Origin of the sequence: Epibacterium sp. MM17-32 (assembly GCF_022348205.1) — a bacterium.
In the GTDB taxonomy this organism is placed as follows: Bacteria; Pseudomonadota; Alphaproteobacteria; order Rhodobacterales; family Rhodobacteraceae; genus Epibacterium.
The window spans coordinates 288,704-308,907 of sequence record NZ_JAKRFC010000001.1; the positions used below are offsets into that span (position 1 = coordinate 288,704).

Here is a 20,204-nt window from a genome sequence, read left to right on the forward strand (position 1 = left end):
GCGATGGATACAGGGCGTCAAGTTGGCTCCGCGTTGCCTGTGCGACGGTGAAATCAGGGATTTGCACGACCTTGGACCTATTTGCAATTATCGTCGAGTTGATCGACCTGAAATCCTTTTCGAACCTGTGGTACTGGATTGCCCTTGCGGTGCTGTGGTCGTCTGCCAGCCACTGGGTGCTGGGCGTGCCCTATGACATGGTCGGGCGTGCGGCCCGGGTCGGGGGGCAATCGGCGCAAGATCTACAGGACCTGGTTCGCATACAGGTGAACAGGCTGCTGTATGTTGCTGATGTGTCGGGGTTTATCCTGACAGGGTTCATGTTCTTTGTGCTGACGTCGCTGCTGATGCTGGGCTTTGTCTATGACATCGAATTTGCACAGGCGCTGGTGCTGATGCTGCTGCCGATGAATGTCGTGGGACTGATCAACCTGAGAGCAGCGCGCGCCATTCGGGCCACGGAGCACGATGACCACGCCCTGCGCCGCCGGCTCGTGCGCACGCGTCTCTATGTGCAGCTGGTTGGTGTCGTGTCGATTTTTGTCACCGGGATCTGGGGCATGATTCAGAACCTGACCAACGGAGTGCTCGGCTGAGCCTCGGATAACCGTGAAGAAGGGGAGCACATGTCCCAGAAATCCATCGTCATGGGCGGCGCACCCGAGGGGTTTGACGCGCAGTTGGTGCTGCGTGAACTGGACCGCGCTCGCGCGCCGGTGCTGCATATTGCCCGCGATGACAAGCGCATGGACGCGATGCGCTCGGCGTTGCGTTTCTTTGCCCCGGAGCTGCCGGTCATCGTGTTTCCGGGATGGGATTGCCTGCCCTATGATCGCGTGTCGCCGAATGCGGATATTTCGGCCGCGCGGATGGCGACGCTGGCCGGATTGGTGCAGGGCATGCCCGGGCGCTTTGTGCTGCTGACGACCCTCAATGCCGCGATGCAGCGCGTGCCGGCGCGTGAGGTTCTGAAAGAAGCGGCCTTTACCGCGCAGGTCGACACGCGGATTGATGAAGAAGCGCTGCGCAAGTTCCTGGTACGTATGGGGTTTTCCCAAAGCCCCACGGTGATGGAGCCGGGCGATTACGCGGTGCGCGGCGGTATTATCGACATCTTTCCGCCTGGTGAGAGCGGGCCGGTGCGGCTTGATCTCTTTGGTGATGTGCTGGATGGCGCGCGGCGGTTTGATCCGGCGACGCAGCGGACGACCGAAAAGCTGGACCGGGTGGAACTGGCGCCGGTTTCGGAGGTGATCCTCGACGAGGCGGCGATCACCCGCTTTCGGCAGAATTATCGGATCGAGTTTGGTGCCGCTGGCAGCGACGATCCGCTGTACGAGGCGGTCTCCGCCGGGCGCAAGCATCAGGGGATGGAGCATTGGCTGCCGTTTTTTCACGAGCGGCTGGAAACCCTGTTTGACTACCTGCCGGACGCCACGGTCACCCTGGATGACCAGCTGACACCGGCCCGGATCGCCCGATGGGAGAGCATCGCGGATCAGTACGAGACCCGCAAGCATGCGATGGACGCCAAGGGACGGATGGATTCGGTGTACAAGCCGACCCCGCCGCAGCTCTTGTATCTGGATGAGGCCGCCTGGGATCAGCAGGTCGCGGCGTGCCGGTCTGTTCAGTTTCACCCGCTGCCGCAGGCCAGCGGTCCCGGCGTGGTGGATGCCGGCGGGCGGATCGGGCGTAACTTTGCACCGGAACGGCAACAGGAAAACATCAGCCTGTTTGGGGCCCTGGCGGATCATATTAAAGCGCGGATGACGCAGGGGCCGGTTGTGGTGGCCTCCTATTCGGAAGGTGCGCGCGAGCGTCTCAGTGGGCTGATCGAGGATGAAGGGCTGGCGGAAACGATCCCCGTTTCTGATGGCACCAGAATAGGCAAATCAGGGCTGCATCTGGCGGTCTGGGCGCTGGAGCATGGTTTCGAGGCGCCGGATATGACGGTCATTTCGGAACAGGATGTCCTCGGCGATCGACTGATCCGGAAACCCAAAAAACGTCGGAAGGCCGAGAACTTCCTGACCGAAGCTCAATCCCTTACCCCCGGGGATCTGGTGGTTCACGTCGACCACGGGATCGGGCGCTACATGGGATTGGAAGTGGTCACGGCGGCGGGTGCTGCGCATGAATGCCTGCTGCTGGAATATGCCGAGCAGAGCAAACTGTATCTGCCGGTCGAGAATATCGAACTGCTGTCGAAATACGGTCATGACGAGGGGCTGCTCGACAAGCTGGGCGGCGGCGCCTGGCAGGCCAAGAAGGCGCGGCTCAAGGAACGTATTCGCGAGATGGCCGACCGGTTGATCCGGATCGCCGCAGAGCGTGCCCTGCGCAAGGCGCCGGTGATGGATCCGCCGCCGCATGCCTGGGAGGAGTTCTCGGCGCGCTTCCCCTATCAGGAAACCGACGATCAGCTTCGGGCGATCGAGGAGGTGATGGAGGACCTGCATTCCGGGCAGCCGATGGATCGCCTCATCTGTGGCGATGTCGGCTTTGGCAAGACCGAGGTGGCGATGCGGGCGGCCTTTGTTGCGGCGATGTCGGGTCTGCAAGTGGCCATTGTCGCGCCCACGACGCTGCTGGCGCGTCAGCACGCCGCCGGCTTCAAGGAGCGGTTCCGGGGATTCCCGTTGGAAGTCAGGCAGTTGTCGCGCTTTGTCAGTTCAAAGGAAGCGAGCCAGACCCGCGAAGGCCTGGCCAAGGGGACCGTCGATATTGTGGTCGGCACCCATGCGCTGTTGGCCAAGAACATTCGGTTTCAGAACCTTGGGCTGCTCATCATTGATGAAGAACAGCATTTTGGTGTGGCGCATAAGGAGCGCCTGAAACAGCTGCGGACGGATATTCACGTCCTGACCCTGACCGCGACGCCGATCCCGAGAACGCTTCAACTCAGCCTTACAGGTGTCCGGGATCTTTCGATAATTGGCACGCCGCCGGTGGACCGGTTGTCGATCCGTACCTATGTGGCCGAGTTTGATGCCATTACCATCCGCGAGGCTCTGCTGCGCGAACATTATCGCGGTGGGCAGAGTTTCTATGTGGTGCCGCGCATTTCCGATCTGCCGGAGATCGAGGATTTCCTCAAGGAGCAGTTGCCGGAACTGAGCTATGTGGTTGCGCATGGGCAGATGGCGGCCGGGGAGCTCGATGACCGTATGAATGCCTTCTATGACGGCAAGTATGACATCCTGCTGGCCACCACGATCGTTGAATCCGGTCTCGATATTCCAACCGCGAACACCATGGTGGTGCATCGTGCGGATATGTTCGGCCTGGCGCAGCTCTATCAGATCCGCGGCCGTGTCGGGCGCTCGAAGACACGCGCCTATGCCTATCTGACCACACGCCCGCGTCAGCGCCTGACCGATACGGCGGAAAAGCGGCTGCGGGTGCTTGGCTCGCTCGACACGCTTGGCGCCGGCTTTACGCTTGCCTCGCAGGATCTTGATATTCGGGGCGCCGGCAATCTGCTGGGCGAAGAGCAATCGGGACAGATGCGCGATGTGGGCTATGAGCTGTACCAGTCGATGCTGGAAGAGGCGATCGCCAAGATCAAATCCGGTGAGGTCGAAGGGCTGACCGAAGGCGACGAGCAATGGGCGCCGCAGATCAACCTCGGGGTACCGGTCTTGATCCCGGAGGATTATGTGCCCGACCTCGATGTGCGGTTGGGCCTCTATCGGCGTCTGTCGTCCCTGTCGACGAAGGTCGAACTGGAGGGGTTTGCCGCGGAGCTGATTGACCGCTTTGGGAAATTGCCCAAGGAGGTCAATACGTTGATGCTCGTTGTTCGGATCAAGGCGATGTGCAAGAAAGCCGGTATCGCCAAGTTGGACGGCGGACCCAAGGGCGCAACCCTTCAGTTTCACAACGATAAATTTGCCTCGCCACAGGGGCTTGTGGAGTTCATCCAGTCGCAGGACGGCCTGGCCAAGGTCAAGGACAACAAGATCGTGGTGAGCCGGGACTGGAAGAAGGACAGCGACAAGATCAAGGGGGCCTTTGCGATCGCCCGGGATCTGGCCGAGAAGGTCGTGGCCGAGAAGAAGAAGGCGCGCAAACCCCAGTGAGGCGAACACACACCCTCGGTTTTGTTTAGGCGGTCTTTAACGGAGTGCGGCGCTGCTCAATACCTGAGCAGCGCCGCATAATGATTTGATAATCCGATGTTTTCAGGTCAGCACGTTGTCAGGCCGGTGCGGTCATCGCTTCGACGCGCCCCATCCACAGCATGGTGAGGAAGGCAAGAAACGCAGTCCCAAGCACGCCCATCACCAGCGGGACGATGGTGCCGTCAAACAACAGGCCGATCGGGGCGGCGATGATCGCGGCCACCACCGTGGAGATCGCCCCCATGACCGAGGCGGCAAGACCGGCGATATGGCCCATCGGCTCCATCGCGATCGCGTTCAGATTGCCGAGCGTCAAGCCGACCATGAAGAACACGCTGGTTTGCCAGGCCACAAACATGTAGAAATTCATCGGCTCGGCGATGGTGAAGCCGGTGGCCAGGAACATCACGCTGCTGGCGCAGATCTGTGCCCCCAGGGCCCATGTCACCATGCGACGCATCCCCACACGTCCCACCAGAGAGGCGTTGAGGAAACTGGCGCTGCCCGCCATCAGGGCGACGATCATGAACCAGATCGGAAAGCTCTCGGCGCGCTCAAACACGATTTCATATACCGGCTGCACCATGACGATCATGGTAAACAGCATCGACATGCAAAAGGTCTGGGCCAGGATCGACAGCCGCACGGTGGGATGGTTGACCATTTCCCGCAGCGCGCTGAGCAATTGCGGCAGGCGGAAGGGGCGACGGTCTTCCTTGCGCAGCGGTTCCTGAAGACGGAATCCCATCCAGAGCACGATAATGACGGAAAACAGCGCAAAGGCCGCAAAAATCCCGCGCCAGTCTGTCAGCGCGATAATGCCGCTGCCCAGAAGCGGTGCAAATGCGGGCACCAGCGTGAAGATCATCATTGCGAGCGACATGATCCGCGCCATGTCCCGCCCCACATAGAGGTCGCGTACGATGGCGATGGCCACCACGCGCGGCGCTGCGGCCCCGAGGCCCATCAGCACCCGCGAGATCAGGATGGTTTCGAGGGATTGGCTGAAATACGCGGCCAGCGCGCCCATGCAATAGAGCGCCGATCCCACGTAAATGACCGGTTTGCGGCCAAAGGCATCGGACAGCGGTCCGGTAAAGAAAGTGCCAAGCCCCATGCCCATGACAAAGGAGGTCACGATCAACTGGGCGCGGTTGGTGTCATCCGGGCTCAGGGTTGCGCCAATATCCGGAAGCGCTGGCAGCATGGCATCGATCGAAAAGGCGATGGTTGCAAACATCATTGCGATCAGGGCGATGAATTCGCCCTGCGACAAGGTGGATTTAGGGTGTTCTGTCATCTGTAAACCTCTGCCGGCGACATGAACGGGGGCGGACATCGCCCCGGGTTCGGAGGCCGGTGCCCCGGCGCTAACATGGATTGTGCATGCCGAAAAGCGCTTCAATTGTTAAATGTACGCACAGACATATGTGCATTGCGCGTAATCCGCGCAACCACCCTGATCCGTTGGGTTTTAAAAAGTATTTGGCATCAATGTTGTGTAGGGGTTTCCTCATCTTCAGCAGACGACGCGCTGGCAAGCTGCGATTTGATGTCGGCGATCACCTGGGCCCAAAGCTCCGGTTGCTGCGCACCGGGCACCACATGCTGGTTTGCAATAATGAAGGTCGGGACGGAGTTCACGCCCATCTCGCGCGAATGCGCGTCCCGGTCGCGAATGGCCTGGATGTCATTGTCACTCGCCAGGAGTTTTTCGATCACCGCGCGCTCCAGCCCGGCGTCGGCGGCCACATCGGCCAGAACCAAAGCATCGCCGATGTCTTTGCCGGCGACGAAATAGGCGTCAAACAGCGCGTCGACCACCTCGGACTGTTTGGCCTCCAGACCGGCCCAATGGATCAGACGGTGGGCGTCGATGGTGTTCGGGGTGCGCTGCATGGCTTCGAAGTTGATCTCCACACCAGCGGCCTCGGCATGTTTTGCAATCTCGGCATAGACGTTGACGGCATTGTCCTTGCCGCCGAATTTGGCTTCCAGATAGGCGCGACGATCCATGCCGTCGGCCGGCATTTCCGGGTTCAGCTGAAAGGGGTGCCACTCCACCACGAAGGGGTGATCCGGTTCGGCGGCGAGCGCCCGGTCCAACAGGGTCTTGCCGATATAGCACCACGGGCAGATCGGATCCGACAGGATGTCGAGTTTCACATGGGGCGGCAGGTTTGGCTCGGTCATTTTCTAATCCTTGAACAGATCGGGCAGGGCCCGGCGCAGGAGTTTGCCATTGGGGTTGCTGGGCAACTCGGTCAGGCGTTTATAGGCTTTGGGGCGCTTGTACGCTGCCAGCTGCGTGCTTGCAAAAGCCTGAAGCTCGGCATCGGTCACGTCTTCGCGACCGGAGTAGAACCCGACAATGATGCGCACCCCTGGTTTCACTTCCACTTCGGCAGCTGCGAATTGTGTTATCTTGTCGTGGGTTGCAAAGACTTTCTCAATCTCCAGAGGGGACACGCGATAGCCACCCGCATTCAGCATGTCATCATCGCGGCCGCAGTATTCGATTTCTCCGGTCTCGTGCATGATGCCTCTGTCCCCGGTCAGGAACCACTCGCCGCGAAACCGTGCTTGCGTTGCCTCGGGCGCATGGAGGTAGCGCAGCATCAGCCCCGGATCGTCGCGATGGATGGCAATGATCCCTTCGATTCCGATCGGGACGGGGCCCTCGTCCGACAGGATGGCCACCCGGCGTCCGGTCTGCGGCGTGCCAAGCATGGCACCATCCGAGGGGCGATGCGGGGCCGAGGACACGAAGGTCGAGCATTCCGACATGCCGAAGGCTTCGTAGATCGGGGTGCCGGTGCGTTGCTGCCAGTGTTTGCGCAGATCGGCGGGCAGTTTCTCCCCGGCGGCCAGACCATGCCGCAGATGGGTCAGTTCGGGCAGGTTCTCCTGCTTCAATATCTTTCTGTATACGCCCGGTACAGCAGCAAAAACACTTGCCTGAGATCTGTCAAGGAGCGCAGGCAGAGCGGTCAGATCCACATCCGGCGCGGGAATGATTGCGGTGGCCCCAAGCGACAGCGGATCCATAATCCCGGTGCCAAGCGTAAAGGTCCAGTTGAACGCGCCTGCATGCAGTAGACGATCAGAGGCGGACAGAGCGGCCCAGTCCCGGATCATCATCTGCCGCGCCCACACCGCGCGGTGGGCATGCGCCACGGCCCGGGGCGTGCCGCCGGTGCCCGATGTATAGACCACATACGCAAGGCGGTCCGGCGCGCCGAGGTCATAGGGCGCGGCGGCCAGGCTCTGCATCCGTCGGATTTCTGCCAGCGGGATTTCCCTGGCGTGCGGAGCGCTGATTACGTCGGGGGCACGCACTACGGCAGCGGGTGACAGATCGGCGATGATCTGCGCGACTTCGGGCGCGGTCAGCTGCGCCGAGGTGGGCACCGGGATCAGACCGACAGAGATCGCGGCGAGGAACACTTGCGGGAATTCCACGGTGTTTCCCAACCGCATCAGCAGCAGGTCACCGGGTTTGAGCCCGGCCTCGATCAGGCCGGTGGCGATGCCGCGCACTGCGGTTTCAAAGCGGGCATAGGTCCAGACCTCGTCGCCGTTTGCGCCTGCAATCACGACGGCCGGATGCGCTGCACGGTCACCGGCATGTTGCAGGACATGCGCTGCCAGGTTGAAAGGGGCCGGACAAGGCGGGTGCTGACCCTGATCGAAGATAGAAAGCATGAATCTGACTACCCCGGGGCGCGCATCGGAGCAAGTCGGCGTTGCAAGGCCGCGAAGGCGCCACTATAGGACTTTCATGGTAGACCGCGACCCGAAGACGCTGATTTCCATCGCCCATGCCAATGGCGAGGAACGTGAACCGGAACCCCTTGATCTGGGGGCTCGGGTCAGGGAGTTGCGCAAACAGCGTGACTGGACGTTGGAGCACGCCGCCAATCAGGCGGGGCTGGCGCGTTCGACGCTCTCCAAGATCGAAAACGGTCAGATGTCACCGACCTATGAGGCGTTGAAGAAGCTGGCGGTCGGCTTGCAGATCTCGGTGCCGCAGTTGTTCACGCCGCCCCAGCGCGATCAGGTCAACGGGCGCATGACGGTGACAAAATTCGGCGAGGGTTCAGCCCATGCCACTGCCACCTACGAGCACGAACTGTTGGCGGACGGGCTGACCCGCAAACATATGTTGCCCTACCGCGCACGGGTGCGGGCGCGCAGGCTCGATGAGTTCGACGGCTGGGTGCGCCATGACGGCGAAGAGTTTCTATATGTGCTGACCGGGGTCGTGACGCTTTACACCGAGTTCTACGAGCCGGTGGAAATGCGCCGTGGTGACAGCGCCTATTACGATGGGGCGATGGGCCACAACGTGGTGTCCGTCAGCCCGGAGGATGCGACGATCCTTTGGGTCACGTCATTGGCCTGACGGACGCATGACGCTAACCTTGATCCGGCTGGCGTCTCACCACCGGGTCGGCATCGGCCGCAGGCGGGCTCAGGCGGTCAGCTCTTCGCGCAGACTCTCCAGATATAAAAAATCCCGCATCTCTTCGCGGGCTTCGGTGAGGGATATTCCCTGGGCAGCGGCGACAGCCTGGACCAGCTCGTCGGTCTGTGTCATCGCACTGACAACACTGTCGACAACAAGATCGGGAAATCGTTGCTGCAAGCGTGGCAGGCTGCGCGCAAGGTTCACTTCGTTCAATTCAATCATCGCAACCCTCACACCCTGGGACACAATCCGAATTCGTGATGCTGAATGTAGCAAGAAACAGTCGCCCTGTCAGCGTTTCTTGAAGGTTTTGCAATATTTGGCAAAGCTTCGCCTGAATGAAATTTGATTTTAGTTATACTGACCTTTTGGGAAATCTGTAGCGCATTGGCAGTTGGCGCAAGGGTGCGTAGCTAAGGTCAGGGGATTGCAGGCAAAAACGGCCCACCCATTGCGAGGCGGGCCGTCTAGGGGCTGGATCTCAATCTTGCGCGTGCCACCAGACCTCGGGCATGTAATGGTGCCCGTCACCGTAGATCGGGATGCGCATCGGGTATCTCATGGTGGCGTCATGGGCGATGCGGCTCTTTGCGTATTGCCAGATCGGAATCACATAGCGCCCCGCGGTCAGGATGCGGTCCAAGGCGCGGGTGGCGGCAATGAACTCCTCAGCGGAGCTGGTGGTCAGCATGTGCTGGATCATCGCCTCTGCCGCCGGGCTGTCCATGCCCATGAGATTGCGGGAACCGGGGGCGTCTATGCCGTCGCTGCCCCAATAAAGCATCTGCTCATTGCCGGGGCTGAGCGACAGGGCGCGACGGAAGAATGTCAGGTCAAAGTCGTATTCGTTCTGACGCTCGACGTATTGCGCGCTGTCGACCAGATCGGTCGTGAGCGAAATGCCCAGCCGTTCCAGGGCGCTGGCGTAGATCTCGACGGCCTTTTGCATTTCCTCTTCGCCGAGGTTGCCGTGTTGCAGCAGGACCTTGAGCTGCATCTGTTGGCCATCGGCGTTGGTCAAAGCGCCGTCGGTGATCGTCCAGCCGGCCTCTTCCAGCAGCGTGCGCGCACGGCGCAGGTTGGCACGATTGCGTGCGCTGCCGTCACTGACGGGCAGGCTGTAACCATCAAGCGTGCCGGGCAGGAGATCGTCGGCAAAGGGCGCGAGGAGTTCGGCGACGCGCCCGGTTGCGGGGCCATCCTGCATCGACAGGTAGGAGTTTGAAAAATAGGACGTAATCCGCGGCAGGCGGCCTCCGGTCAGCGTATCGTTGATGAATTCATAGTTGAAAGCCTCGATCAGGGCCTGCCGCACGCGCCAGTCTGACAGGGCCTCGCGTCGTGTATTCATCACCAGCCCGGTCATGCCGGAGGGTTTCTGATTGGGAATTTCAGTCTTGATCACCGCGCCATCTTGCACGCGTGCAAAGTCGTAATCGCGATCCCACTTTGCGGCATTGAATTCCCGCACAGCGGAAAGGGTTCCGGCTTTGAAGGCCTCAAACAGAACCGTCTGGTCACCAAAAAACTCCAACCGCATTTCGTCAAAGTTGTTGGTGCCTCGGCGAAATGGCACGTCCTTGCCCCAATAGTCGGGGTTGCGCTCAAAGGTGACGGAGCGGCCAAGTTCGAAACTTCTGACCCGGTAAGGGGCGGAGCCGATGGGAACTTCGCTGGGATCGGCATCGGCAAAGGAGGTCCCCTCCCATTGCGCCTTTTTCAGCACCGGCCGGAGCCCGGCAATCAAGGCCAGTTCGCGATCCTCGACATTAAAGCTGATCCGCAGGCTGCGCGGCCCGGTTTGTTCGATGGTCTCGATCTTGTCCCAGAAGCTGCGATAGCGCAGGTTGCCTTCGGTGCCGAGGGTTTCATAGGACCAGATCACATCCTCGACCGTGACCGGGCTGCCATCGGAAAACCGGGCTTCCTCGCGCAGGGTGAATTCCACCCAGGATCGGTCCTCCGGGGTCTCAATCGATTCGGCCAGCACCCCATAGAGGGAAAAGGGCTCATCATAGGAGCGACCCATCAGGCTCTCGTAGCCCCAGAACCGCATTTGCCAGGGGGGATTGCCCTTGTTGGTGAACGGATTGAGCGAGTCAAAACTGCCGAGATTGCCAAACACGACGGTGCCGCCTTTGGGCGCATCCGGGTTTACATAGGGCAGCGCCGTAAAATCAGACGCGAGCGCCGGATCGCCATACATGGCAATGCCATGGGCTGATTCTGCACTGGCGAGACTCGTGGTCGCAAGAAGTGCGATTCCGCCTGCTGCCGCACGAAGACGAGAGAAAAATAATGGTCTCATTTTGAGAACAATCCTGCGCTGCCCTTATTTTCATATGTGCAGACGCTATCTGGGCTTCCGGGGTAATTCAAACTTTTAGCTTGGACCGAAGCCGGAAATTGCTTATAACGGAGTCACTGCTCGATAGGTTTCTTGCCTGTATGAAACCTGCCTCAATAACTGAACGCCGGCTTCGTGCCGGCGTTTTTTTCTTTGCAGATCCCCTGATCCATGCGCAGCCTTTCTGCCCCCCGAACCGGGGCGCTTGACTATGGTCGTTAAGCTGAGACGCGCAGGGGCTGGACCTTTCGTCTCGATTGGGCGTTTATTTCGCGGGTGCAGCATGCAAAGCTGCCGCCAACGCTACTCAGGATATTCAGGGGATAGAACATGTCCGTGACAGGTAAAACCGCGATCGTGACCGGCTCCAATTCCGGCATCGGGCTGGGCGTCGCGCAAGAGCTCGCCCGGGCGGGGGCCAATGTGGTGCTGAACTCCTTTACGGATCGCGACGAAGATCACGCCATTGCCGCCGAAATCGCCAAGGAGTTTGGCGTCGAGGCCCGCTATATCAAGGCGGATATGTCAAAGGCGGAGGAGTGCCGCAGCCTGATCGATCAGGCGGGCGGCTGTGACATCCTGGTGAACAATGCCGGCATTCAGCATGTGGCGCCCATCGACGCGTTTCCGACCGAGAAATGGGACGCGATCATCGCGATCAACCTCACCTCTGCGTTTCACACCACCGCAGCCGCCCTGCCGCATATGCGGGCAGCGGGCTGGGGCAGGGTGGTCAATATTGCCTCCGCCCATGGTCTGACCGCATCGCCGTTCAAATCCGCCTATGTGGCAGCCAAACATGGCATCGTCGGCCTGACCAAGACCGTGGCGCTGGAAACCGCCGAAGAGCCGATCACCTGCAACGCGGTGTGCCCGGGATACGTCCTGACACCGCTGGTCGAGGCGCAAATCCCCGACACCATGGAGAAATACAACATGGGGCGCGAGGAGGTCATCAAGAAGGTGATGCTGGAACGCCAGCCCTCGCGCGAGTTCGCCACCGTCGAACAGCTGGGCGGTACGGTGAATTTCCTGTGTTCGGATGCGGCGAAACAGATCACCGGCACCACCATCAGCGTCGATGGCGGCTGGACCGCGCTGTAAAGGCGAGACCGGTGTCGATAGCGGCCGCCATTCTGTTTGGCGGTCGCCCCTCTCGCAAACGGGAAGACCAATGGTGAAACGCATAAATCTCGCCTTGCAGGGCGGCGGCGCGCATGGGGCGTTTACCTGGGGCGTGCTGGATCGGTTGCTCGAGGATGAGGCGCTGGATATCGCCGCCATCACCGGCACCTCTGCCGGGGCGCTGAATGGTGCTGCGCTCAAGGCGGGCATGGCGCGGGATGGGCGGGCAGGGGCCAAGGCCTCGCTCGACCGGCTTTGGGCCCGGATGGGGGCCGTGGGCGATATGCGCATGGCCAACTGGATTGCCGGGGTCGACGCCAGCCCGTTGCTGAACACGCTGAAGGTAATGGCGCCCTTCTCGCCGATTGAGGCGATGAGCCAGGCAGTGTCGCCGTATTCCTATGGACCGTTTTATCGCAACCCCCTGCGCCCGGTTGTGGAGCAGTTCGATTTTGGCGAGGTTTGCGCCGATGCCGGACCGGATCTGTATATTTGCGCGACGTCCGTGCAAACCGGCAAGGTGCGGGTGTTTTCAGGAACAGAAGTCTCGACAGATGCAATCCTGGCATCGGCCTGTTTGCCCAATCTGTTTCAGGCGATCGAACTCCCAAATCCCAAGACCGGCCAGACTGAGGCCTATTGGGATGGCGGCTATACGGGCAATCCGGCCCTGTTTCCACTGTTTCGCGATGATCTTCCTGACGATGTCGTGGTCGTGAACATCAATCCGCTGGTGCGCGCAGAGGTTCCGAAGACCGCCCATGACATTCAGAACCGGGTGAACGAGATCAGCTTCAATTCCTCATTGCTGCGCGAATTGCGGGCGATCTCCTTTGTGCAGCGCCTGATCGAAGACGGCACGATGGAGCAGGGGCGCATGAAACGGGTGCTGGTGCATATGATCGCGGACGATGACCTGATGACTCGGCTCTCTGTGACCACAAAGCTGATACCGATCCCGCAGATCCTGCATATGCTCAAAACCGCCGGACGCGAGGCGGCGGAGGGGTTTCTTGACCAGCATATGAATGACCTCGGTCACAGGCAGACCGTGGATCTCGGCGCGATGTTTGGCTGAGGCCGCTGTTATTTGGCGGCTTTCTGCTCCAATGCCTCGGCCGGGTCCTTGCCGTTGGGGTAGACAAGACCGGCTGAGATGACGAGCTTGGCGGCGTCCTCGACGCTCATGTCCAGCTCGATCACGTCTTCCTCGGGGAAATACAGCAGAAAACCGGATGTCGGGTTCGGCGTGGTGGGAACAAAGACGCTGATCAGCCGCCCGCTGGTTTCGGCATGTTTGAGGATCTCGCCCTTTGCTGTCGTCGAAATGAACCCGATCGCCCAGATGCCGCGACGCGGATACTGGATCAGGCAGGCCTTCTCAAAGCTGCGCTCGGTCTGGGCAAAGACGGTTTCCGAGATCTGCTTGATCCCGGAATAGATCGAACGCACCACCGGCATCCGGTCCACCAGGCTTTCGGCGTAGCCGATCAGGGAGCGGCCGATGATGCCCTTTGCGATCCAGCCCACCACGATGGTGAACAGCAAAAAGATGATCAGCCCCACGCCCCGCAGGTTGATCCCGATATATTGCTCCGGCTGAAAGGTGCTGGGCACCAGGGGCAGAACCACGCCATCGACCCAGCCTGTCACCGACCACAACAGCCAGATGGTCAGACCAACCGGCGCGATCACCACGATACCTGTCAGAAAGGAGGACCGCAGCCGGGCAAAGAGCCCGGGGCGGCGCGGCGGGGGAGGAGGATCGTCAAATGGCGTGTTCATATTCGATTGTCTGATTGGCTCGCATGCAAGTTAGGGACTGTCGTGGTCCACGACAATGGATTCGCATGCCGCCGGTTGCGATTGTTTCACAGACTGGCCAGTTCTTTGGCAATTTCCGCCGCCAGCCGCGCGTTGTTGCGGACCAGGGCAATATTGGCCTCCAGCGAGCGCCCCTCGGTCAGTTCGAAAATCCGCTGCAACAGGAAGGGGGTCACATCCTTGCCGGTGACGCCCTGCGCATCTGCTTCGCTTTGCGCCTGTGCAATGATCGGGGCCAGTTCTTCTGCCGGGATTTGCTCGTCTGTCGGGATGGGATTGGCCACCAACTGGCCGCCGGGCAGCTCCATCGCGCGGCGCAGGACGTGGGCGCGGGCAATCTCGGCGGCGCTGTCCATGCGCAGCGGCGCACTCAGGTCAGAGGTTGCCGACCAGAACGCAGGGAAGCTGTCCTGACCGTAGGCAATGACGGGAACCCCTTGGGTTTCCAGAACTTCCAGTGTCTTGGGCACATCCAGAATGGCCTTGGCGCCGGCGGCGACAACCGTCACGGGGGTCTGTGCCAGCTCCAGCAGGTCCGCGGAGATGTCAAAGCTGGTCTCCGCCCCCTTGTGCACGCCGCCGATACCGCCGGTTGCAAAGACGGAAATCCCGGCAAGCCGCGCGGCGATCATGGTGGCAGCCACGGTAGTGGCGCCGGTGCCCCCCGACGCCATGCAGGCGGCAAAATCGGCGCGCGAGATCTTGGCCACACCTTGGGCCTGACCGAGGGACTGCAACGTGTCGGCCTCAAGCCCCACATGCAGCGTGCCCTTGATGACCGCCATGGTGGCGGGAACGGCGCCAGCGGCGCGAATGTCGGCCTCGACCTGCGCCGCCACTTCGACGTTTTGCGGATAGGGCATGCCATGGGTGATGATGGTGCTTTCCAGCGCCACGATCGGTTTGCCCTCGGCGCGGGCGGCTTCGACTTCGGCGGAATAGGTGATGTCGATCACAGGGGTGGTTCTCCGGATACGTAGGTTGCAGCCGCGCGCAGGGCAGAGGCGAGGGCGCTGTCGCGATCCTCGCCCCGGGATTCGGCGGCGATATGGGCGGCCATGAACGTGTCGCCAGCGCCGGTCACCCGGGCGACGGTCACGCGTGGCGGAACCTGGGTGCGGGAGGCGCTGGCGTCAGCCTCGGTGGCGGATTGGCCGCCATCGGTGACCAGAACCCGGGCGGCCCCGCGGGACAGGAGCGCCTGCGCGGCGGTTTCACTGTCGGTGAATCGGTCCTGACACAAGAGGCCGGCTTCCTCCAGGTTCACATAGAGGGTGCCGCGCTTGTGTGTCAGAAACGGACGCAGACGCTCTGCCTTGCCTGGCGAGGCCGGCGCCACGCGCAGATCCGCGGCATTAAACGCCGGGTGGGTGGCAATATCATCGAGCAGCGCCAGTTTCAGATTGCCGTCGAGCGCTATGGGCCCGGAAAAGGGCGCGTTTTCGGTTCCGAGCGGACCTCTGGTCAGCGGGCGCAGGATCTTGTCCCCCGCCGCTTCGAGCGAATGCGCATCGGCGATCGCCGCGATCAGCCCATTTGCGCCTTCGACCGCCATATAGCGATCCGTCGGCAGATCTTCAGAGCGGTAGAGGTATTCGGTGATCAGTCCGAGATGGCCACAGGCGGTGACCAGCTCGTCGCCCTCCGGGTCCTGTCCGACCGCGCTCAGCACGGCGGGCTTCATGCCAAACCGCGCCAGGGTCATGGCGATGTTCATCGCGACGCCACCGGGCAGGCGAGTGATACGGCCCGGCATGTCAGAGCCGCGCTGCATCTCCATGGTGCTGCGGCCAATGATGTCCCAGAGGACGGAGCCGACACAGAGAATGTCAGGTTCGGAAAAATCAGCGCTTTCAGTCATATGGATCTCATGCCGCCTTTCGCCGCCCCCCGCAAGCACAATCGCAGGTGCGCACGAACGACGTTATATCACATGAGGCCGACACGCTGCACAGCGACAGGGGCGCCGCAACCCTAACGGGGCAACCCAGACCGGGCGGACGGGGCGACCACCGGGGCGCAGTCGCGTTCAGCCCATCGCGGCCTGAAGCGTTTTCAGGGCTGTGACCGGATCCTCTTCGCGCCAGATTTCCTCGCCGACGGCAAAGAAATCGGTAAACGGAGAGATCTTGCGCACGATGTCCGTGTTCAGGCCACCTTCGGCGACCACGGGAACCTCGATCATTTCGGACCACCACTGGAACAGTTCAACCTCGGCGACGGCGCCATCGCCAAGGCCGGAGTGTCCGACCGGACCAAAACAGACGTAATCCGCGCCCGCTTCGCCCGCGGTCATGCCCTCATGCCGGGAGGCGCCGCAGAAACAGCCGACGATCGTATCGGTGCCCAGGGCCTTGCGCGCGCTGCGCACGGATTTCGACGAATCCGACAGATGCACGCCATCGAGCCCCAGGCGCTCGGCCAGGATCTGATGGTCCGAGATCACCAACGCGATGTCGCGTGCATGGGTGACTTCGCGCAGCGCATCGGCGGCGCGGCTCAGCGTGTCCTCATCCCGGCTCGCCAGATCCAGCCGCACGCAGGCGACCTCGATCTCGTCCAGCACCCGCGCCAGCTGCCCCGGGAATTGCCCCAGTTCAAAGCTCGGCGGCGTGACCAGATAGATCTGCGGCTGCTCCGGTGTCTGCTGCTCTGCGCTGTCCATTGTCAGGGCTCCTGTTGGCTTGATTGGCGGGTATTTACCCGAATTCACGCGCAACGCAAGGATCTGGGCACGGATCGCGCAGGTTTTCCGAGGGCCAAGGCTTGCCCCAACCCGGCGCAGACAGTAAGGCAGAGCCGATTTTTCCGGAGTTTGCAGATGCCCACAGACCGCCCTCAACCTCACTTTGTGCTTGTCCGCCCGCAGATGGGTGAAAACATCGGCGGGGCCGCGCGTGCCATGTGGAACTTCGGTCTCGACCGGATGCGGATTGTTGCGCCCCGGGACGGCTGGCCGAACCAGAAGGCGGTTGCCATGGCCTCCGGTGCCGGGCGGCTGCTGGACGAGGCGCAGCTGGCGCAGGATCTGCCCGAGGCCCTGGCAGATTGCACCTATGTTTTTGCCACCACAGCCCGGCCACGCGAATTGACCAAGCCCGTCTTCAGCCCCGAAGGTGCGATGAAGAAAGCCGCAGAGCTGTTGGGGCAGGGCGAAAAGGTCGCCGTACTCTTTGGTCCGGAGCGTGCGGGGCTGGAAAATGATGACATCGCCAAGGCCAACGCCATCATCACGGTGCCGGTCAACCCGGAGTTTGCCTCCTTGAACCTTGCGCAATGCGTCCTGCTCACGGCCTATGAGTGGCGTCGTCAGGCAGAACAGGTCCCGGATGAGACCTTCGAGATCGGCAAATCCGACTGGGCCACGGGCCAGGAGGTCGAGGCGCTGGTGAAACATTACGAGGAGCGTCTGACGGAGGCGGGCTACTTCTTCCCGCCGGAAAAGGCGCCGGGCATGAAGACGGTTTTCCGCAACCTCTGGAGCCGGATGCGCCTCACGCGCGCGGATGTGCAGATGCTGCACGGCGTGATGCGACAGATGGTCCGTTGGAAGCAACACGGGCCGGACTAACTCTGTCTGGACCTTTTACCCCTCAGACCCTAGCGTCCCGCCAGATGAAGATGTGAGGCCAAGATGAGCAATCGCACGATTTTTGAGGATGTGTCCTCCGACAGCAAACAACAGCCCACACCGACGCCCGGTGGCATTGATCGCAAGCGCCGCGGCGCGCGTGGTGCAATCCGCGTCTGGCTCGCGGTCCTGTTTGCGCTGGTGGTGGCGATGATCGCCGTTGGCGGGCTGACGCGGCTGACTGACTCCGGCCTGTCGATCACGGAATGGCGGCCTGTGACCGGTGCCATCCCGCCGATGAGTGAGGCCGAGTGGCAGTCCGAGTTCGAGAAATACCAGCAGATCGACCAGTATCACTTGTTGAACTCCTGGATGGAGCTCTCTGATTTCAAAACGATTTACTGGTGGGAATGGGGGCATCGGCAGCTCGGCCGTGTGATTGGCCTGATCTGGGCGGTTGGTTTTCTGGGCTTTTTGGCCACTCGCAGCATTCCAACTGGCTGGACAGGGCGCTTGCTCCTGCCGGGGGTCCTCGGCGGTGTTCAGGGGGCCATTGGCTGGTGGATGGTGTCCTCCGGCGTCACGCTGGGTGAGGGCATGACCGCTGTGGCCTCTTATCGGCTGGCGACGCATCTTGGGCTCGCCTTTGTGATCCTCGGCTATCTGGCCTGGTTCATGTTCCTGCTCGGACGCGAAGAGCGCGACCTGATGCAGGCGCGGCGCTTGAAAGAAACGAAGATCTTCGGGATGAGCACGGGGCTGTTGCATTTTGCTTTCCTGCAGATCCTGCTGGGCGCGTTGGTGGCTGGTATCGATGCGGGCCGATCCTATACCGACTGGCCTTTGATGGGCGGACAGATCTTGCCGCCGCGTCCCTTCATGATTGAACCGATCTGGAAAAACTTCTTTGAAAACCCGGGCTTGGTTCAATTTGTTCATCGGGTCACGGGATACGCCTTGTTTGCTTTCGCCGTGGTCGTCTGGCTGCGCGGGCGTCGCAGTGCCCACGCGGCGACCCGTTTTGCCTTTAACGCCGTCTTTGCGGTCTTGAGCCTGCAGGTGGTCATCGGCATTGTGACCGTTCTGACGGCGGCGCCGGTGGAGATCGCCATTGTCCACCAGGTGGTGGCGGTATTGGTCTGGGTGCTGATCTTGCGTGCGCGTTTTCTGGCGGCCTACCCTGTAACGACTTCTATCAAAGGACATTGAATACATGAGTTCTTTCGACGAACTGATTGCTTTTGAACGTGAAACGCAGGCGCTTGGGCAAATCGCGGGCCGTCTCGGCTGGGATCAGGAAACCATGATGCCACGCGGGGCGGCCTCCCAGCGTGGTGAGGAGATGGCGGCGATTGAGGCGGTGCTGCATGCGCGTCGGTCAGATCCGCGGGTTGCGGACTGGTTGGAGACCGCCAAGGCACCGGACGACATCGGCGCCGCGCAGCTGCGCGAGATCCGTCGTTCCTATGAGCGCGCGGTCAAGGTGCCCGGTGAGCTGGCAAGCAAGATCGCCCGCGTGACGTCTGAGGCGCAAGGCCAATGGGCGCAGGCGCGCGCGGATGAGGATGTTGCGGCATTCCTGCCCGTCCTCGAAGAAGTCGTGGCGCTGAAGCGACAAGAAGGTCAGGCGCTGGCCGCCGGTGGCAACCTCTACGACGCGATGGTCGCAGATTACGAGCAGGGCACAACCTCCTCTGAAATCGCGGAAATCTTTGATGCCATGCGCCCCGGTCTGGTGGATCTGCGCGCGCGTGTGTTGGAGCAGCCAACCCCGGCCGGTCTGGCGGGCACCTTTGATGAAAACGCCCAGATGAAACTGGCGCGCAAGATCGCCAAGACCTTTGGCTACGATATGAGCCATGGTCGCGTTGACAAGGCGGTGCACCCGTTCAGTTCCGGCAGTGGTCTGGATGTGCGGATCACCACGCGGACCAATCCGCTTGACCCGTTCAACTGCATCTACTCCACCATTCACGAGGTCGGGCACGGGGCCTATGAACAGAACATCGACCGGGTGCATTTGCTGACGTCACTGGGTCGTGGGGTGTCCATGGGCGTGCATGAAAGCCAGAGCCGGATCTATGAAAACCAGATCGGGCGCAGCCGTGCCTTCACCGGCTGGTTGTTCAAGGAAATGAAAGAAGCCTTTGGCGACATTGGTGTTTCTTCGGAAGACGCGTTCTATGCAGCGGTGAACCGAGTGCAGAATGGCTATATCCGTACAGAGGCCGATGAGCTTCAGTACAACCTGCATATCATGCTTCGTTTCGATCTGGAGCGTGCGCTGATGCTGGGAGATCTGGAGGTTCAGGATCTGGAAGCCGCATGGAACGACCGTTTCCTCGCGGACTTTGGATACCCGGTCGACAAGCCGTCGAATGGCTGTTTGCAGGACGTGCATTGGTCCGTTGGTCTGTTTGGGTATTTCCCGACCTATTCACTGGGCAATGTCTATGCGGGCTGCCTGCATGAGGCGCTGCGCCGTGATGTAACTGACCTGGATGCGCAGCTTGCCGAAGGTGATACCTCTGCTGCGACCGGGTGGTTGCGTGACAACCTGCAACAGTTTGGCGGATTGCGCGAACCGCGTGACACCATCACTCATGCCGCAGGCTCCGCGCCGACGCATCAGCCGCTGATGACCTATCTTGAGGCCAAATTTTCTGAGATTTACAATCTGTAACAGGTGCTTGCGGGCCAAATATGAGAAAAGGCCCGGGCGTATGTCCCGGGCTTTTT

Annotated in this window: 17 protein-coding genes; 8 read left to right on the plus strand and 9 right to left on the minus strand. The window is 61.2% G+C overall.

Translation table 11 applies throughout. The features are described 5' to 3' along the window. Positions 1-71 precede the first annotated feature (71 nt). A complete protein-coding gene (locus MHM88_RS01355) occupies positions 72-596 on the plus strand; it encodes a component of SufBCD complex (RefSeq protein WP_239359245.1) in 525 nt (174 codons plus the stop codon). Positions 597-626: 30 nt separating this feature from the next. Next, positions 627-4,085 carry a transcription-repair coupling factor gene (gene mfd, locus MHM88_RS01360; RefSeq protein ID WP_239359247.1) on the plus strand — a complete coding sequence of 1,153 codons (3,459 nt, stop codon included), beginning with the start codon at positions 627-629 and terminating at the stop codon, positions 4,083-4,085. Positions 4,086-4,203: 118 nt separating this feature from the next. Here the strand turns inward: mfd and MHM88_RS01365 are convergent, their stop codons facing one another. The 3 genes from MHM88_RS01365 to MHM88_RS01375 all read right to left on the minus strand — a co-directional run bounded on the left by MHM88_RS01365 (position 4,204) and on the right by MHM88_RS01375 (position 7,832). Then, a complete protein-coding gene (locus MHM88_RS01365) occupies positions 4,204-5,427 on the minus strand; it encodes a multidrug effflux MFS transporter (protein ID WP_239321503.1) in 1,224 nt (407 codons plus the stop codon). A 191-nt stretch (positions 5,428-5,618) separates the two neighbouring features. Then, complete coding sequence (locus MHM88_RS01370) at positions 5,619-6,320, minus strand: DsbA family oxidoreductase (protein WP_239359249.1); 702 nt, start codon at positions 6,318-6,320, stop codon at positions 5,619-5,621. 3 nt (positions 6,321-6,323) lie between these two features. Continuing rightward, a complete protein-coding gene (locus tag MHM88_RS01375) occupies positions 6,324-7,832 on the minus strand; it encodes a class I adenylate-forming enzyme family protein (RefSeq protein ID WP_239359251.1) in 1,509 nt (502 codons plus the stop codon). Positions 7,833-7,908: 76 nt separating this feature from the next. Between MHM88_RS01375 and MHM88_RS01380 the strand changes: the two genes are divergently transcribed. Further along, positions 7,909-8,532 (plus strand): helix-turn-helix domain-containing protein, encoded by a 624-nt coding sequence (locus MHM88_RS01380; protein WP_239321497.1) that lies wholly within the window; start codon positions 7,909-7,911, stop codon positions 8,530-8,532. Positions 8,533-8,601: 69 nt separating this feature from the next. On the opposite strand, the gene MHM88_RS01385 is transcribed toward MHM88_RS01380, so the two are convergent. Together MHM88_RS01385 and MHM88_RS01390 are read right to left on the minus strand one after the other, a co-directional pair. Beyond that, positions 8,602-8,820, minus strand: a complete 219-nt coding sequence (locus MHM88_RS01385) for a hypothetical protein (RefSeq protein WP_239359253.1) — start codon at positions 8,818-8,820, stop codon at positions 8,602-8,604. Positions 8,821-9,079: 259 nt separating this feature from the next. Further along, on the minus strand, positions 9,080-10,906 hold the full coding sequence (locus tag MHM88_RS01390) for an extracellular solute-binding protein (RefSeq protein ID WP_239359255.1): 1,827 nt from the start codon (positions 10,904-10,906) through the stop codon (positions 9,080-9,082). 369 nt (positions 10,907-11,275) lie between these two features. Here MHM88_RS01390 and MHM88_RS01395 point away from each other — a divergent pair, with 369 nt between their 5' ends. Both MHM88_RS01395 and MHM88_RS01400 read left to right on the plus strand, forming a co-directional pair. Beyond that, positions 11,276-12,049 (plus strand): 3-hydroxybutyrate dehydrogenase, encoded by a 774-nt coding sequence (locus MHM88_RS01395; protein ID WP_239359257.1) that lies wholly within the window; start codon positions 11,276-11,278, stop codon positions 12,047-12,049. A gap of 70 nt (positions 12,050-12,119) precedes the next feature. Then, on the plus strand, positions 12,120-13,148 hold the full coding sequence (locus MHM88_RS01400; protein WP_239359259.1) for a patatin-like phospholipase family protein: 1,029 nt from the start codon (positions 12,120-12,122) through the stop codon (positions 13,146-13,148). Positions 13,149-13,156: 8 nt separating this feature from the next. On the opposite strand, the gene MHM88_RS01405 is transcribed toward MHM88_RS01400, so the two are convergent. The 4 genes from MHM88_RS01405 to MHM88_RS01420 all read right to left on the minus strand — a co-directional run bounded on the left by MHM88_RS01405 (position 13,157) and on the right by MHM88_RS01420 (position 16,559). Further along, positions 13,157-13,855 (minus strand): DUF502 domain-containing protein, encoded by a 699-nt coding sequence (locus tag MHM88_RS01405; protein WP_239321487.1) that lies wholly within the window; start codon positions 13,853-13,855, stop codon positions 13,157-13,159. Between the two features lie 86 nt (positions 13,856-13,941). Further along, a complete protein-coding gene (locus MHM88_RS01410; RefSeq protein ID WP_239359261.1) occupies positions 13,942-14,850 on the minus strand; it encodes a pseudouridine-5'-phosphate glycosidase in 909 nt (302 codons plus the stop codon). Continuing rightward, the gene (locus MHM88_RS01415) at positions 14,847-15,755 is read right to left on the minus strand and encodes a PfkB family carbohydrate kinase (protein ID WP_239359263.1); all 909 of its coding nucleotides are present in this window, start codon (positions 15,753-15,755) and stop codon (positions 14,847-14,849) included. Before MHM88_RS01415 ends, MHM88_RS01410 begins: the two co-directional genes overlap by 4 nt. A 168-nt stretch (positions 15,756-15,923) precedes the next feature. Continuing rightward, positions 15,924-16,559: a thiamine phosphate synthase gene (locus MHM88_RS01420; protein WP_239359265.1), complete on the minus strand. Its 636-nt coding sequence runs from the start codon at positions 16,557-16,559 to the stop codon at positions 15,924-15,926. A gap of 156 nt (positions 16,560-16,715) precedes the next feature. Between MHM88_RS01420 and MHM88_RS01425 the strand changes: the two genes are divergently transcribed. From MHM88_RS01425 to MHM88_RS01435, 3 genes are all read left to right on the plus strand, one after another. Next, the gene (locus tag MHM88_RS01425) at positions 16,716-17,465 is read left to right on the plus strand and encodes an RNA methyltransferase (RefSeq protein ID WP_239359267.1); all 750 of its coding nucleotides are present in this window, start codon (positions 16,716-16,718) and stop codon (positions 17,463-17,465) included. A 63-nt stretch (positions 17,466-17,528) separates the two neighbouring features. Continuing rightward, complete coding sequence (gene ctaA, locus MHM88_RS01430) at positions 17,529-18,674, plus strand: heme A synthase (protein ID WP_239359269.1); 1,146 nt, start codon at positions 17,529-17,531, stop codon at positions 18,672-18,674. A 4-nt stretch (positions 18,675-18,678) separates the two neighbouring features. Continuing rightward, a complete protein-coding gene (locus MHM88_RS01435) occupies positions 18,679-20,148 on the plus strand; it encodes a carboxypeptidase M32 (RefSeq protein ID WP_239359271.1) in 1,470 nt (489 codons plus the stop codon). Positions 20,149-20,204: the final 56 nt, after the last annotated feature.